This window comes from Amaricoccus sp. B4 (assembly GCF_043226085.1).
Taxonomy (GTDB): domain Bacteria; phylum Pseudomonadota; class Alphaproteobacteria; order Rhodobacterales; family Rhodobacteraceae; genus Amaricoccus.
In genome coordinates this window covers 243,194-259,006 of record NZ_CP171225.1, presented here as the reverse complement: position 1 = coordinate 259,006, position 15,813 = coordinate 243,194, and the positions used below count along the sequence as shown (strand labels likewise).

Annotated in this window: 11 protein-coding genes; 6 read left to right on the top strand and 5 right to left on the bottom strand. The window is 65.9% G+C overall.

Annotated features, from left to right (window positions below):
• Positions 1–22 precede the first annotated feature (22 nt).
• The 4 genes from ACF66B_RS01245 to metZ all read right to left on the bottom strand — a co-directional run bounded on the left by ACF66B_RS01245 (position 23) and on the right by metZ (position 6,055).
• Positions 23–1,474 (bottom strand): TrkH family potassium uptake protein, encoded by a 1,452-nt coding sequence (locus ACF66B_RS01245; RefSeq protein ID WP_392663748.1) that lies wholly within the window; start codon positions 1,472–1,474, stop codon positions 23–25.
• A gap of 75 nt (positions 1,475–1,549) precedes the next feature.
• Entirely contained in the window at positions 1,550–3,001 is a 1,452-nt protein-coding gene (locus tag ACF66B_RS01240; RefSeq protein ID WP_111428943.1) for a TrkH family potassium uptake protein, read from the bottom strand.
• A 533-nt stretch (positions 3,002–3,534) separates the two neighbouring features.
• Positions 3,535–4,656: a GTP cyclohydrolase FolE2 gene (gene folE2 / locus ACF66B_RS01235; protein WP_111428630.1), complete on the bottom strand. Its 1,122-nt coding sequence runs from the start codon at positions 4,654–4,656 to the stop codon at positions 3,535–3,537.
• Positions 4,657–4,861: 205 nt separating this feature from the next.
• The gene (gene metZ / locus ACF66B_RS01230; RefSeq protein WP_111428631.1) at positions 4,862–6,055 is read right to left on the bottom strand and encodes an O-succinylhomoserine sulfhydrylase; all 1,194 of its coding nucleotides are present in this window, start codon (positions 6,053–6,055) and stop codon (positions 4,862–4,864) included.
• A gap of 234 nt (positions 6,056–6,289) precedes the next feature.
• Here metZ and ACF66B_RS01225 point away from each other — a divergent pair, with 234 nt between their 5' ends.
• Together ACF66B_RS01225 and ACF66B_RS01220 are read left to right on the top strand one after the other, a co-directional pair.
• The gene (locus ACF66B_RS01225; RefSeq protein ID WP_111428632.1) at positions 6,290–7,300 is read left to right on the top strand and encodes an alpha/beta hydrolase; all 1,011 of its coding nucleotides are present in this window, start codon (positions 6,290–6,292) and stop codon (positions 7,298–7,300) included.
• Between the two features lie 62 nt (positions 7,301–7,362).
• Positions 7,363–8,067: a glutathione S-transferase N-terminal domain-containing protein gene (locus tag ACF66B_RS01220; RefSeq protein WP_111428633.1), complete on the top strand. Its 705-nt coding sequence runs from the start codon at positions 7,363–7,365 to the stop codon at positions 8,065–8,067.
• Positions 8,068–8,082: 15 nt separating this feature from the next.
• On the opposite strand, the gene mbfA is transcribed toward ACF66B_RS01220, so the two are convergent.
• The gene (gene mbfA / locus ACF66B_RS01215) at positions 8,083–9,066 is read right to left on the bottom strand and encodes an iron exporter MbfA (RefSeq protein WP_111428634.1); all 984 of its coding nucleotides are present in this window, start codon (positions 9,064–9,066) and stop codon (positions 8,083–8,085) included.
• A gap of 135 nt (positions 9,067–9,201) precedes the next feature.
• Between mbfA and pyrC the strand changes: the two genes are divergently transcribed.
• From pyrC to glgB, 4 genes are all read left to right on the top strand, one after another.
• Positions 9,202–10,242, top strand: a complete 1,041-nt coding sequence (gene pyrC, locus ACF66B_RS01210) for a dihydroorotase (RefSeq protein WP_392663742.1) — start codon at positions 9,202–9,204, stop codon at positions 10,240–10,242.
• Positions 10,243–10,254: 12 nt separating this feature from the next.
• A complete protein-coding gene (locus ACF66B_RS01205) occupies positions 10,255–10,950 on the top strand; it encodes an orotate phosphoribosyltransferase (protein ID WP_111428636.1) in 696 nt (231 codons plus the stop codon).
• 105 nt (positions 10,951–11,055) lie between these two features.
• Positions 11,056–13,518, top strand: a complete 2,463-nt coding sequence (locus tag ACF66B_RS01200; RefSeq protein WP_392663740.1) for a glycogen/starch/alpha-glucan phosphorylase — start codon at positions 11,056–11,058, stop codon at positions 13,516–13,518.
• Between the two features lie 32 nt (positions 13,519–13,550).
• A complete protein-coding gene (gene glgB, locus ACF66B_RS01195) occupies positions 13,551–15,770 on the top strand; it encodes a 1,4-alpha-glucan branching protein GlgB (protein ID WP_111428637.1) in 2,220 nt (739 codons plus the stop codon).
• Positions 15,771–15,813 lie beyond the last annotated feature (43 nt).

The following is a 15,813-nucleotide window of genomic DNA, read 5'->3' as shown; positions in this document are numbered from 1 at the left end:
GCCGCGAGGCCGCCGCAACCGTTCAGTCGCGCCAGAAGCCCACCGAGAAGAGCACGAAGACCGACATGAGCTCGAGCCGGCCGGCGAGCATCGCAAAGGAGAGCACCCATTTGGCGGCGTCCGACAGGCCCGCGAAATTCCCCGCCGGGCCGATCTCGGGCCCCAGCCCCGGACCCACGTTGGCAAGGCAGGTGGCAACGCCGCTGATCGCGGTGATCGGTTTCAGGCCCATCAGGATCAGCGCGACGGAGAAGATCGCCAGCGAGAAGAAATAGAGCGCGAAGAAGGCCTTCACGGAGTCGAGCACCTCGGAGGTCACCCTGCGCCCCAGATAGCGCTGCACGAAGACGATCTGCGGGCTGTGCATGCGCTGCATCTCGGCCGACACGCTCGAGGCCAGAAGCTGATAGCGGAAGATCTTCACGCCGCCGCCCGTCGAGCCCGAGCATCCGCCGACCATGTTGATGATGAAGATCAGCATGACCGCGAGCGGGCTCCACTGGCCGTAATCGAGCGTCGCGTAACCGGTGCTCGAAATGAGCGAGGCCACCGTGAAGGCGACCTCGCGGATCTGCCGCTCGCCCACGCCATCCCCGGCCAGGGCCCGGGCCAGCACGATGGCAACGGTGAAGGCGAGGCTCACCAGCAGGAACATGCGGATCTGGCTGTCGCCGAGCAGCGACTGCACATCGCCGCGCATCACCTGGACGAAGCGGGCAAAGGACATGGCGCCAAGCATCATGAAGACGATGGAGACATACTGCGCGCCCGCACTGAAGACGCCGAAGGAGGCGTCGTAGGTGCCCATGCCGCCGGTCGAGAGCGTCGTCATCGCATGCACGATCGCCTCGAAGGTCGACATGCCCGTCCAGACGTATCCGAGGGTGCAGGCGAGCGTGAGGAGGCAGTAGACCTTGCCGATCGCGAAGGCGATTTCCGTCGCGCGGGGCAGGATCTTGCCAAGGGTGTTGAAATCCGCGGTGCGCAGGATCTGCATGCCGCCGATCCCGAGAACCGGGAGGAGGATGATCGCGACGAGAACGATGCCGATCCCGCCCACCCATTGCAGCAGCCCGCGCCAGAGCAGCAACCCGCGCGGCGCGGCATCGAGCCCGGCGATCACCGTGCCGCCGGTGGTGGTGAGCGCCGACATCGCCTCGAAATAGGCGTCGGTGAAGGAGAGATGCGGTGCGCCGATCATCATCGGAAGCGTCGCCACCGCCGGATAGATCGCCCAGGCGCCGCCCGTGAGCAGGAAGCCCTGCCGGAGGCTCAGGTTGCGGGTCCAGCTGTCGGAGCAGGCGAGCGCGATGACGCTGCCGGCGAAGATGGTGAGAACGGCCGAGACCGCGAAGGCCCCGGCATTCGCGTTGCCGTCCGCAATGTCGAGCACCATCGGCGCGGTCATGAGCAGGCCGAGCCCGAAGATCTGCCAGCCGACGATGTAGCCGACGGGACGCACATCAATGATCACCGGGCAGATCCCTCCGAGCGAGACATCCGGGGAGGCGTGCGGCGGCGGAGCGGGCTTGCAAGCTCGATCATGCGCTCAGCCCCGCCAGAAGGCGGCCGTGAAGAGGACGAAGACCGACATGAGCTCGAGCCGGCCGATCAGCATCGCGCCGGCGAGGATCCATTTCGCAAGCGCGGGCAGCCCGGCGAAATTGCCGGCCGGGCCGATCTCCGGGCCGAGGCCCGGACCGATGTTGGCGATCGCCGTCGCCGCCCCCGAGATCGCGGTGATCGGTTCGAGCCCGACGAGAACGAGCAGGACCGCGACGACGGCGAGGGAGAGGTAGAAGAACATGAAGAAGGCGATCACCGAGCCCATGATGTCGTCGGAGACCGCCCGCCCGGCATAGCGGGGGGTGAAGACCCGGCTCGGGGAATGGATGCGTTTCACCTCGGCGGAAATCGCCGAGATCAGGAGCTGGTAGCGGAAGATCTTGACCGAGCAGGCCGTGGAGCCAGAGCAGCCGCCGATCAGGCCGATGATGAAGAAGAGGGAGACCGCGAGCGGCCCCCAGACGCCGTAATCGGCGCTTGCGTAGCCCGTGCCGGTCGCCACCGAGGTCACGTTGAAGAGGACCTCGCGGAAGGCCGGCTCGAAGGCGCCTTCGGCCCGCATGGCGTAGTAGACCGAGAGGACGAGGGTGAAGCAGCCGATGACGATCAGGAAGCCCTGGATCTGGGTGTCGCGCAGGATCGGCCGCGCCGAGCCGGCGGCGAGCTGCATGAAGCGGACGAAGGGAAGTGCGGCGAGAACCATGAAGATCACAGAAACATAATGGGTGCCTGCCCCATAGATACTGAAGGACGCATCGGTATTGGCCATGCCGCCGGTCGAGATCGTGGTCATCGCATGCACGAGGGCGTCGAACGGCACCATTCCCGTAAAGATATAGGCCATGAAACAGAGGAAGGTCAGCAGGAAATAGATCGAGGTCAGCGACATCGCGATCGTTCCGGCGCGCGGCAGCATCTTGCCGAGGGTATCGAAGGCTTCGGAGCGGAAGATCTGCATGCCGCCGACCTTGAGCGTCGGCAGGAAGACCATGGCCACGACGATGATCCCGAGCCCGCCGAACCACTGGAGCATGCCGCGCCAGAGCAGGACGCCGGGCGGCAGGCTCTCGAGCCCGCTGAAGACGGTGGCGCCGGTGGTGGTGAGCGCCGACATCGCCTCGAAGAAGGCATCGGTGAAGGAGGCGTGGGGCTCGCCCATCATGAAGGGGAGCGCGCCGAAGAAGGGAAAGACCGCCCAGATCACGGTTGCGAGCAGGAAGCTTTCCTGAACCCCGATCCGGCGCCGGTCGCAGTTGGCGCAGGCGAGGGAGACGGTGGCCCCGGTCACGACGGTGATGATGGCGGCAGCGGAGAATTCGCCCGCATTCTGCCCATGCCCGACCACGAGGTTGGCCAGGAGTGGCAGGATCATCGACCCGCCAAGGGCTGCCACAAGCCAGCCGACCAGATACCCCGCGGGTCTGAGATCAATCATGAGCGGATCGTTGGCGTGCGCCGCTGCGGCTGTCAAGCGCGCGTGAGGGGGGCAAAACCGGCCCTCGGGCGGGCCCCTTTCGCGGTGAAAGCAGGGCGTTTCACCGTGAAAATCACAAAATCGCGTTGAAATCATTGAATTTTAAGGTAAACAAATCATGAATCGCACCCAAGTCAAGGCTCATGCCGCACGGCGCCTGAGGCCGGCTGAGGCTGCGCCCTGGGGAAGCGGGCGCAGCGGGCCGGATGCGCAGATGCCGCCGGGGCAGGCCAGGGCCGGTCCGGTGCCATGATGTGCAATGGCAGCCGCGGGCCTTACGGCGGAGCGTTTCCCGCCCGAGGGGGCCCGCAGGGATGCCAGGAGGACGGAGGGTCAGGTGGGCAGAGGCCCTCCGGCGGAGCGGCGGCCACGGGGCGCGTCCCCGTCGGAGACGGTGGGCTGCCCGTTCGGCCAGCCCTGGGCGCTTTTGCCGGAGCGCGACGTCGCTCGTCCTGTCTCGGATTGCAGCGGGGCCGGTTGCGGCCCCGGCGCGTTCAGCCGACGTGATAGAGCGAGTCGAAGAGGCGCGGATCGTAGCTCGCCTGCTTGAAGGTATCGCCCTTGGTCAGGATCGAGACGGCATCGTGGCTGTGAAGCGATTCCTGATGGCTCGCGACGACGCGGAAATCGCCGATGCGCGGATCGCTCTCGAGGCTCGCGCAGAGCAGCCGGACCGCATCCTCGACGAAGATCGGATGCGCGCCGTTGAGCTCGGCGAATGCCTGCTCGTCCTCGCGCTTCACCATCACCTGGGTCTCGGTCGGGATCGCCTTGTTGCAGAGATCGACGATGTCCTCGAACCAGAGCATGTCATCGCCGGAGATCTCGAGCGAGACACGGGCGACGGACCGCTGCGAATGCGGTGTCGCGAGCTGGTTGCGGGTCCGGCGGGCATGCTCGGAGAGCTCGAGCGAGCACGGGCAGGTCGAGGAATAGACGTAATCGAGATGCACGATCCGCTGCGTCTGCTGCGCGTTCTTCGCCATCTCGAGCGCGACATTGTAATACTGGTAGCCCTCGAGCCCGGAGCGGAGCGCCCGGCGCAGCATCGGGTAGCGCAGGCGCATCTGGATGCGGGCATCGAAGCTTTCGAGATCGGCAAGATAGGACTCGAGTACGCCGCCGATCACCTCGAAGGAGAACGACTCCTCGGCATGCTTGTAGAAGGACCGGATGATCCGGCTCATGTTGATGCCCTTCTTGTTCGCCTCGAGCGAGACGGAACCGGTCACCGAGGTTTCGAGCTGGACCTCGCCGCCCTCGCGGGTACGGAAGCGGATCGGAAGGACAAAGTTTGAAATACCAACATGTTGGATCGCGGTCTTCGCGCCCTTTATGAGGCTTTCGGGGCCATTCTGCAGATCCGGGAGCCCGCCGCGATAGGCCTCGTCGGCCAGAAAGCCGTGCGGATAGCTGCGCGAAAATTCCGGATAGGCGGGCCGACGCGGCGCGACGCCCGCAATCGCTTCCGCAAACGGATCGCCGGCATCAGGCGTGCCGGTGCGCGCCCAGGCCTGAAGGACGCGCAGCGCATCCTCGACCTCGGACCGGCTTGGGCGCGCATCTTCGATTTCCGTACGCGACTCGCGGCGGATTTCGGAACTCAAAGCATTCATGTCGCCCACTCCACGTTACGGCCCCGGCACTCTAAACAGATTGGAAAGATTCCAAGAAGAAAAAAGGGTCCATCAGAACATATGGCCAGTGCATTGACACTACACAACCTTTGCGTGAAAATCGACGGCAAAATCGCGCAGAAGTTACGACTTATGCGCATATGTGTCTTGCGTGCCGCGCAATGGCCCCGACAGCCGCGTGCCGTCAGACGGCTTCGAGGGCGGCCAGAAGATCCGCGACGAGATCGCCTGCATCCTCGAGGCCGACGGAAATCCGCACCATTCCATCGCTGATGCCGAGCGCTGCGCGCTGCTCGGGGCTCAGGCGCTGATGCGTCGTGGTGGCAGGATGGGTCACGAGGCTCTTGGCATCGCCGAGATTGTTGGTGATGCGGAAGATCCGCAGCGCATCGAGGAACCGGAAGGCCGCCGGCTTGCCGCCCGCGACCTCAATCGCGATCATCGTGCCGCCCGCCTCCATCTGGCGCCGGACAAGCTCGGCCTGCGGGTGGTCGGGCAGGCCCGGATAGATCACCCTGGGGACGTTCGGATGGCCCTGGAGCGCCTCGGCGATGCGCTGCGCGCTCGCGGCCTGGGCACGGCAGCGCAGGTCGAGGGTCTCGAGGCCCTTGAGCATGATCCAGGCGTTGAACGGGCTCAGCGCGCCGCCGGTGTGCTTGAGATAGGCCTCGAAGGTGCCGCGGATGAACTCGCGCGTGCCGAGCACGATGCCGCCGAGGCAGCGCCCCTGCCCGTCGATGTGCTTGGTGGCGGAATAGATCACCACATCGGCGCCGAGCGCGATGCTGCGCTGGAAGATCGGCGTGGCGAAGACGTTGTCGACCACGACGATCGCGCCGACGGCATGGGCGATCTCGGCAACCGCGGCAATGTCGATGACCTCGAGGGTCGGGTTCGACATCGCCTCGAGGAAGACGAGCTTGGTGCCCGGACGCACGGCGGCCCGCCACTGGTCGAGATCGGCGCCGTCGACGAAATCCACCTCGACGCCGAAGCGCGGCAGCAGGGTTTCGGTGATGTAGAGGCAGCTCCCGAAGAGCGCCTTGGCCGAGACGATGTGATCGCCCGCCTTGAGCTGCGAGAAGAGCGCGCCGTTGACCGCCGCCATGCCGGACGCGGTGGCAAAGGCGTCCTCCGCACCTTCGAGCGCGGCCATGCGCTCTTCGAACATGCGCACGGTGGGGTTGCCGTAGCGGGCATAGATGAATTCGTCGGGGCCGGATTCGATGAAGCGCGCCTCGGCCTGTGCGGCACTCTCGTAGACGAAGCCCTGGGTCAGGAAGATCGCCTCGGACATCTCACCGTACTGGCTGCGGCGGGAGCCCGCATGCACGAGTTTCGTACGAGTGTTCCAGTCGTTCGCGGAGTCTTTCGCCATGTCGGATGCCGCCGGACCGCCCGGCCCCCCAAGTTTTCCTAGCCAGAAAGGCGTGGTGCTTCACGCGCGGCCTTACTGGACGCCTTACGCTGGGTCAATGGCGCCATCCCGGCGGTGCGGCCGGCCCGGTTCATGTCACGATTGCGTCACCCGAATGCCATGCCGTTTTCAAGAATTTCACCTAAATTTTCGGAAAATTCGCGATTTCGGGCAGTTTGCTGACGGACAAGGGCCATGGCGTATCTGGGACTTGCAGCCTCCCCCGGCGGATTGCGCGCGATCCGCAGCGGCGGAGATCTCGCCACCCGCATCGCGCGGCATCATGCGCGGCTGCCCGCGGGCGCGCCGATCGTCATCCTCATTCACGGCTACCGTTTCGATCCCCATGACCGCGCCGCCGATCCGCACCGGCACATTTTCGCCTTTCGCGAGGCCGCGCAGGCCCGCAGGGCGCGGAGCTGGCCGCGGGGGCTCGGTTTCACCCGCCATGCCGATGCCGCGGGGCTCTGCATCGGCTTCGGCTGGCCCGCGCAGATCCCGCATCTCGGGAGCCTGATGGCGCGCGGGCGGACGGGGTTTGCACAAGTCTATTCGGATGCAAGGGGTTACGGGGCTCAGCTCGCGCATCTCATGAGGCTACTTGCGCGCCATGCGCCGGGGCGGCGGGTGGATATCGTCGCCCATTCGCTCGGCGCACGGGTGGCGCTCGCGGCCCTTCCGGCGCTCGAGCACGCGCCGGGACGGATGATCCTGCTCGGGGCGGCGGAATTCGATGGCGCGGCGCTGGCGTTTCTCTCCGCGCTGCGGACCGAGGCGCGGCCGGAGATCTACAATGTCACCGCGCGCTCGAACGACGCCTATGACGCGCTCTTCGAGACCTTCGCGCCGCGGCGGGGCCCGCATGACCGCGCCCTGGGCCTCGGGCTCGGCCGCCGGGTGCCGGACTGGCTCGACATCCAGCTCGATCGCGCGGATGTGACCGCCTGGGTTAACGATCGGGGCATCCCGCTCACGCCCGCGCAGACGCGCCTCTGCCACTGGAGCTTCTACACCCGCAGCGGGGCGTTCGGGGTCTATCGCGCCATTCTCGGGCGCAAGCCCGGTTGGGATATCAATACCTTGCGGAACGTTCCCGGGTTCGGCGCACAGGAGCCGCGCTGGAGCCGGATGCGGCCCGGCCTCGGGCTGCCGGGCGGTGGAGCGGCGGAGACCGGCGCACTGCCGGCGGGACTGAAAAGCGCTTGAACCTTTTGAGGGCTTCGCGTGTTGTGTAATTCAAGACCGAACATTCCATAAAGGTATCCGCAATGACCCGACCGATCGAACTCCATTACTGGCCGACGCCCAATGGCTGGAAGATTGCCATCGCGCTCGAGGAGATGGGGCTTCCCTACAACGTGCATCTCGTCAACATCGGCGCCGGCGATCAGTTCAAGGCCGAGTTCCTGAAGATCTCGCCCAACAACCGCATGCCCGCGATCGTGGACCCCGAGGGACCGGACGGCGCGCCGATCGCCATCTTCGAGTCGGGCGCGATCCTGCAGTATCTCGCGCGCAAGACCGGCATGTTCTGCGGCAGCACCGAGCGCGAGCGGATCGAAGTCGACAAGTGGCTGATGTGGCAGATGGGCGGGCTCGGGCCGATGGCGGGCCAGGCGCATCACTTCCTGCGCTATGCCCCGGCGATGGAGCCTGCGAACGACCTGCCCTATGCCAAGGAGCGTTACCGCAACGAGGTCGCCCGGCTCTACGGCGTGCTCGACCGCCAGCTTGCCCATCATGATTATGTCGCCGGCCCCTACTCGATCGCCGACATGGCGATCTGGCCCTGGGCGAGCCTCTGGGAAGGCCAGGAGCAGACGATCGCCGATTTCCCGAACATGGCGGCCTGGCTCGAGCGCGTGGGCGCGCGGCCGGGCGTGCAGGCGGGCCGGGCGCTGGCGGCAGACCAGCGCAGCAACCTCCAGGACGACCGCGAGGCGCAGAAGGTGCTGTTCGGCGGGCGGCGCTGAGGCCGCCCGCGGCCCTCAGGCATTGCCGATGAGAATGCCGGCGGCAAGCACGAGCGAGCCGCCGAGCACGACCTGGAGCGCGGCGCGCAGCCATGGGGTTTCCATGTAGCGGTGCTGGATCCAGGTGATCGCCCAGAGCTCGACGAAGACGACGCAGATCGCGATCACGGTCGCGGTGAGGAAATCGGGGATCAGGTAGGGCAACGCGTGGCCGAGCCCGCCGATCGCGGTCATGATGCCGGAGGCGAGCCCGCGCTTTACCGGCGAGCCGCGGCCGGAGATCTTGCCGTCGTCATGCGCGGCCTCGGTAAAGCCCATGGAGATCCCCGCCCCCACCGAGGCCGAGAGGCCGACGAGGAAGGTCTGGGTGGTGTCGCCGGTGGCGAAGGCGGCGGCGAAGATCGGCGCGAGCGTCGAGACCGAGCCGTCCATCAGGCCCGCGAGGCCGGGCTGCACGAAGGTGAGGATGAACTGCCGCCGTTCGGCCTGATCCTCCTCCGAGCGCACATCGTCGGGCGTATGGGTCTCGACGAGGCGGCGCGCGAGCTTCTCATGCCCGAGCTCGGCCGCGGCAAGATCGCCCAGCAGCTTGCGCACGCCGGGATCGCTCGCCCGCGCCTCCGCCGCCTGGTAGAAGCGCGCCGCCTGCTCCTCCATCTGCTCGGCCATCGCGCGGGTCTTCTCGAGGCCGAGCGGCCGGACAAGCCAGTCGGGCCGCCGCTCGTAGAAGCCGCGCACATGTTCGCGCCGGATCAGCGGGATGTGCCCGCCGTAGCGGCTTTCGAACATGTCGATGAGGCGGCGGCGGTGTTCGTTTTCCTCCGCGGCCATCTCCTCGAAAACCCTCGCCGAGGCCGGATAGGTTGCGGAAAGACCGTCGGCATAGGCCGCGTAGATCCGCGAATCCTCTTCCTCCGACGAAATTGCCAGCGCCAGGATCTCGGCTTCGCTCAAACTGTCGAAGCTCCGCCTCGAAAAGCTCATCAGACGCTGCAACATCGGTAATCTCCTGACATCCCTAGCGGCATTGCATCATTCCGCGCCACCTTACCGCACTGCAACCCGAAGGCAAGAACCGGGGGTTGCCACGCGCGCAAACCGCGTTTAATCGAAATGGGATATCGGGAATTCACCTTGACCAGTACACTCACGCTTACCCGCCCCGACGATTGGCATCTCCACCTGCGCGACCGCGCGATGATGGAGGGTGTGCTGCCGCACTCGCGGCATTTCGCGCGCGCCATCGTGATGCCCAATCTGGTGCCCCCGGTGGTGACCGCGGTGGATGCCGCCACCTACCGCGACCGCATCCTTGCCGCCCTGCCCGACGGGCAGGATTTCACCCCGCTGATGACGCTCTATCTCACCGAGGCGACCGATGCCGCCGACGTGGCCGCCGCCCATGGCGCGGGGATCGCGACGGCGGTGAAGCTCTACCCGGCCGGCGCCACGACCAATTCCGCCAGCGGCGTGCGCGACATCGACAAGGTGATGCCGGTGCTCGAGCGGATGGCGCAGATCGGCATGCCGCTCTGCGTCCATGGCGAGATCACCGACGCCGCCGTCGACATCTTCGACCGCGAGGCCGTGTTCATCGACCGGGTGCTCGACCCGCTGCGCCGGCGGCTGCCGGAGCTGAAGGTGACGATGGAGCATGTCACCACCGCCGATGGCGTCGCCTATATCGAGAGTGCGGAGCGCAACCTCGCGGGCAGCTTCACGGTCCAGCACCTGGTGCTCAACCGCAACCACATGCTGGTGGGCGGCATCCGGCCGCATTTCTACTGCCTGCCGATCCTCAAGCGCGGCACGCACCAGAAGGCGCTGCGCCGGGCCGCGACCTCTGGCGATCCGCGTTTCTTCGTCGGCACCGACAGCGCGCCGCATCCGCAGCACGCCAAGGAAGCGGCCTGCGGCTGTGCGGGCGTCTTCTCGGCGCCGGTGGCGGTCGCCTGGCTTGCGCAGGTCTTCGAGGAAGAGGGCGCGCTCGACCGGCTCGAGGGCTTTCTTTCGCAGCACGGGCCCGCCTGGTACGGGCTCGCGCAAAACACCGGAACGATCGAGCTCGTGCGCGAGGACGCGCCGGTGCATTTTCCCGCGTCCGTCGAGACCGGCGCCGGCCCCGTGGTGGTCTTCGACCCCGGCCTGCCCCTCCACTGGCGCGTCAAGGACTGACAGGAGCGACGCATGTTTGCGAACACCTTTCCCGATGACGCAGAGATGGCGCGTCTCACCGCCCGGATGCTCCTGGAGATCAAGGCGGTGCATTTCCGCGCCGGTGAGCCCTACAAGCTCACCTCCGGCCTTGCCTCGCCGGTCTACATCGACTGCCGCAAGCTCATCTCCTTTCCGCTGATCCGCTCGGCGCTGATGGATTTTGCCTGCGCGAAGCTCCTGCGCGACGCCGGGTTTTCGCAGTTCGACGCGGTGGCGGGCGGCGAGACGGCCGGGATTCCGTTCGCGGCCTGGATCGCCGAGCGGCTCGGGCTGCCGATGCTTTACGTGCGCAAGAAGCCCAAGGGCTTCGGGCGCGACGCGCAGATCGAGGGGGCGCTCGCCGAGGGCGCGCGGGTGCTGCTGGTCGAGGATCTGACGACCGACGGCGGCTCCAAGCTCAAGTTTGCCGAGGCGATCCGCACGGCCGGGGCCGAATGCGCCCATACGCTGGTCGTCTTCTACTACGGGGTCTTTGACCAGACCGAAGCCGTGCTGGCCAAGCATGGCCTGACGCTGCATTATCTCGCGATATGGCGCGACGTGCTCGCCGAAGCACGCGCCGGAGGACATTTCGACGAGGCGACGCTGAGGGAGGTCGAGGCCTTCCTCGAGGCACCGCTGGCGTGGTCAGCCGCCCATGGTGGGGTGGACAAGATCGCGGATTGACCCGCCTCCCCGCGGGTCAGGCGCAGTGACTGAGTAAGGAGTCCGGGCAGGCCCCGGTTGCTCCCGTTCTTCAACATCCGAACGCCGGAAAATCGGAGATTACCAGTGAACAAGCCTGACAACGCCTTCATGGTTCCGAAACCACGCTCGTCCGATCCCGAAGACCTGGCCCATGAGATCGTCGGCCGCCTCTGCTACCGTGTGGGCAAGGACCCCAAGGTCGCGAAGCCGCATGACTGGCTGATGGCAACGATCCTCGTCACCCGAGACCGCGCCATCGAATACTGGATGCAGTCGACGCGGGCGACCTACGAAAACGGCGACAAGCGCGTCTACTATCTCAGCCTCGAGTTCCTCATCGGGCGGCTGATGCGCGATGCGATCTCCAACCTCGGCATTCTCGAGGAAATGCGTGAGGCGCTCAGCCGGCTCGGCGTCGATTTCGAGGAGATCGCCAAGCTCGAGAGCGATGCGGCGCTCGGCAACGGCGGCCTCGGGCGTCTGGCGGCCTGCTTCATGGAGAGCATGGCGACGGTGGGCGTGCCGGCCTATGGCTACGGCATCCGCTACCGCCACGGGCTCTTCCGCCAGCGCATCAAGGACGGCTGGCAGCTCGAGTATCCCGAGACCTGGCTCGAGCACGGCAACCCCTGGGAATTCGACCGCCGCGAGAGCGCCTATGTCGTGGGCTTCGGCGGCTACGTGGACTATCACGAAGCGGTCGGCGAGGAGGAGAAGTTCGTCTGGCATCCGGCCGAGCAGGTGATCGCCTCGGCCTATGACACGCCGATCGTCGGCTGGCGCGGCCACCGGGTGAACACGCTCCGGCTCTGGAATGCCGAGCCCGTGGCGCCGATCCGGCTCGATGCCTTCAACGCGGGCGACCACATCGGCTCGCTCAAGGAGAGCAACCGGGCCGATGCGCTCACCCGCGTGCTCTATCCGGCGGATGCCTCGCCCTCGGGCCAGGAGCTGCGGCTCCGGCAGGAATATTTCTTCTCCTCCGCCTCGCTTCAGGACATCCTGCGGCGGCATCTCAACCAGTTCGGAACGCTCGAGAACCTGCCCGACAAGGTGGCGATCCAGCTCAACGACACGCACCCGGCGGTCTGCGTGGCCGAGCTCATGCGCATCCTGATGGACCTCCACGGCATGCCCTTCGCCAAGGCCTGGGATCTGACGCGCGGCACGATCGCCTACACCAACCACACGCTGCTGCCCGAGGCGCTCGAGAGCTGGCCGGTGCCGCTCTTCGAGCGGCTGCTGCCGCGGAACATGCAGATCATCTACGAGATCAACGCGCATCTGCTGCGCACCGCCGGCAAGGAACACGGGCTCGACGGCGATGCGATCCGCAACATCAGCCTCATCGACGAGAACGGCGAGCGGCGGGTGCGGATGGGCAACCTCGCCTTTGCCGGCGCGCATTCGATCAACGGCGTTTCCGCGCTACATACCGAGCTCATGAAGCAGACCGTCTTCCGGGATCTCCACCGGATGTATCCCGACCGGATCAACAACAAGACGAACGGCATCACGCCGCGGCGCTGGCTCATGCAGTGCAACCCGGATCTGACCCGCATCATCAAGGACGCGATCGGCGACAAGTTCCTCGACGACATCCGGGTCTTGCGCGCGCTCGAGGATCACGCGGAGGACCCGGCCTTCCAGGATGCCTTCGCGAGGATCAAGCGCCTCAACAAGGACCGGTTGACCGAGCTCGTGCGCGAGCGCATGGGCATCCGGCTCGATCCGAACGCGCTTTTCGACATCCATGTGAAGCGCATCCACGAATACAAGCGCCAGCTTCTCAACATCATCGAGGCCGTGGCGCTCTTCGACCAGATCCGCTCGCATCCCGAGAAGAACTGGGTGCCGCGGGTGAAGATCTTCGCCGGGAAGGCCGCGCCGACCTATCACAACGCGAAGCTCATCATCAAACTCGCCAATGACGTCGCCCGGGTCATCAACGCCGATCCGAGCGTGCGCGACGTGCTGAAGGTGCTGTTCATCCCGAACTACAACGTGAGCCTCGCCGAGATGCTCGTTCCGGCCGCCGATCTCTCGGAGCAGATCTCGACGGCGGGTCTCGAGGCCTCGGGGACCGGCAACATGAAGTTCGCGCTCAACGGCGCGCTCACCATCGGCACGCTCGACGGCGCCAACGTGGAGATCCGCGAGCAGGTCGGCGCCGAGAACATCATCATCTTCGGCCTTCTCGCCGAGGAAGTCGCCGAGCGGCGGGCATCGGGGCACAATCCGCGCGCGATCATCGAGGCCTCGCCCGAACTCAGCCAGGCGCTCAACGCCATCGCGTCGGGGGTTTTCTCGCCCGATGACCCCAATCGCTACCGTGATCTGATCAACGGGCTATATGACCATGACTGGTTCATGGTTGCCTCGGACTTCGACAGCTATGCCGCCGCGCAGCGGCAGGTCGACGCCCTGTGGTCCAACCCGTCGGACTGGTGGAAGAAAGCAATCCTGAACACGGCCCGCATGGGCTGGTTCTCGTCGGACCGCACGATCCGGGAGTACTCAAAAGACATCTGGAATGTGCCGGTGTAGCAGCGTAGATCTAACAACAGGAGAGGAACCCCGTGACCAACGAGCCGAAAAAGGCAGGCCCCGCCCCGCGGTCCGAGATCACTCTCGCCGAGAGCGAGATCGATGCCATCGTAAATGGGCAGCATGGTGATCCGTTCGCGGTACTTGGGGTTCAGTCTGCCGGAAAAGGCCTCGCGGCACGGTGCTTCATAGAGGGCGCCGAGACCGTCGAAGCCTTCACACTGGCCGGAAAGAGCGCAGGCGTTCTCGAGCGCCTGCATCCCGAAGGGTTCTTTGCCGGCAAGCTCCGCGTCCGCAAGCGCCAGCCAATCCGCTATCACGCCAGCAATTCCGGCGGCGACTGGTGGGTGACGGACGCCTATTCCTTCGGCCCCGTCCTCGGGCCGATGGATGACTACTATATCGGCGAAGGCACGCATCTCAGGCTGTTCGACAAGTTCGGTGCGCATCCGATGACGCATGAAGGCGTCGAGGGGGTGCATTTCGCGGTCTGGGCACCGAATGCGCGGCGCGTCTCGGTCGTCGGCGATTTCAACGCCTGGGACGGGCGGCGGCACACGATGCGGCTCCGGCGCGACATCGGCGTCTGGGAGATCTTCATCCCCGAGGTGGCGGTCGGGTTGCATTACAAGTTCGAGATCCTCGATGCCAACGGCACGCGGCTGCCGCTGAAGGCCGACCCCTATGGGCGCGCCTCCGAGCTCAGGCCCGCGACCGCCTCGATCGTCGCGGCGGACATGAATCACGACTGGGGCGATGCGGATCACCGCGCCTACTGGTCGAATGTCGATGCCCGCCGCCAGCCGATCTCGATCTACGAGGTCCATGCCGGCTCCTGGAAACGGCACGAGGACGGAAGCTTCCTGACCTGGGACGAGCTCGCCGACGAGCTCATTCCCTATGTGGTCAAGATGGGCTTCACCCATATCGAGTTCCTGCCGATTTCCGAGCATCCCTATGACCCCTCCTGGGGCTACCAGACCGTGGGGCTCTATGCGCCGACCGCGCGCTTCGGCCCGCCCGAGGGCTTCGCCCGCTTCGTCGATGGCGCGCACCGGGCCGGGATCAGCGTGCTGATCGACTGGGTGCCGGCGCATTTCCCGGTGGACGAGCATGGGCTTGCGAAATTCGACGGCACTTCGCTCTACGAACATGCCGACCCGCGACAGGGGTTCCACCCCGACTGGAATACCGCGATCTACAACTTCGGACGCCGCGAGGTGCGGAGCTTTCTGGTCAACAACGCGCTCTTCTGGTCGGAGAAATACCATATCGACGGGCTGAGGGTCGATGCGGTGGCCTCGATGCTCTATCTCGACTACTCGCGCAAGGCGGGCGAGTGGATTCCGAACCAGTTCGGCGGCCGCGAGAATCTCGAGGCGGTGAACTTCCTGCAGGAGACCAACAAGGCCGTCTACGGAAGCCATCCCGGCACGATCACCATCGCCGAGGAATCGACCTCCTGGCCGCAGGTGAGTGCGCCGGTCCACGAGGGCGGGCTCGGCTTCGGCTTCAAGTGGAACATGGGCTTCATGCACGACACGCTGCAGTACATGTCGCACGAGCCGATCCACCGGCAGTATCACCACAACGAAATGACCTTCGGCTTGCTCTACGCCTTCAGCGAGAATTACGTGCTGCCGCTCAGCCATGACGAGGTGGTGCACGGCAAGGGCTCGCTGATCGGCAAGATGTCGGGGGACGGCTGGCAGAAATTCGCGAACCTTCGCGCCTATTACGCCTTCATGTGGGGCTATCCGGGCAAGAAGCTGCTCTTCATGGGGCAGGAATTCGCGCAGGGTGCGGAGTGGAGCGAGGAACGCAGTCTCGACTGGTGGCAGACCGACATCGCCCAGCACAAGGGCATGCAGGATCTCGTGGCCGATCTCAACCGCAACTACCGCACCAAGCCCGCGCTGCATGCGCGCGATTGCGAGGGCGAGGGGTTCGAGTGGATGCTGGCCGACGAGAGCCAAAGCTCGGTCTTTGCCTGGATCCGCAAGGCGCCGGGCGAGAACCCGGTGGCGGTGATCTCCAACTTCACGCCGATGCCGCGTTACGACTACCGCGTGCCGCTTCCCCATGCCGGTACCTGGAAGGAAATCGTGAACACCGACTCGAGCGGCTACGGCGGCAGCGGCGTCGGCAATTTCGGTCAGGTTACCGCGACGGAAGACAGCCGCGGGATCAGCGCGCAGATGACACTGCCCCCGCTCGCGACACTCTGGCTCGAGTTCGAGCCGGCCGAGTGACAGCAGGCCGGGGCGGGACAAGAACACTATTTGAGGGGAGACG

Bases quoted from the DNA above. Each gene is read 5' to 3' on its own strand.
- ACF66B_RS01225 (WP_111428632.1), top strand. From the start codon at position 6,290: ATGGCGTATCTGGGACTTGCAGCCTCCCCCGGCGGATTGCGCGCGATC.
- metZ (WP_111428631.1), bottom strand. From the start codon at position 6,055: ATGGCGAAAGACTCCGCGAACGACTGGAACACTCGTACGAAACTCGTG.
- ACF66B_RS01205 (WP_111428636.1), top strand. From the start codon at position 10,255: ATGTTTGCGAACACCTTTCCCGATGACGCAGAGATGGCGCGTCTCACC.
- ACF66B_RS01240 (WP_111428943.1), bottom strand. From the start codon at position 3,001: ATGATTGATCTCAGACCCGCGGGGTATCTGGTCGGCTGGCTTGTGGCA.
- folE2 (WP_111428630.1), bottom strand. From the start codon at position 4,656: ATGAATGCTTTGAGTTCCGAAATCCGCCGCGAGTCGCGTACGGAAATC.
- ACF66B_RS01220 (WP_111428633.1), top strand. From the start codon at position 7,363: ATGACCCGACCGATCGAACTCCATTACTGGCCGACGCCCAATGGCTGG.
- mbfA (WP_111428634.1), bottom strand. From the start codon at position 9,066: ATGTTGCAGCGTCTGATGAGCTTTTCGAGGCGGAGCTTCGACAGTTTG.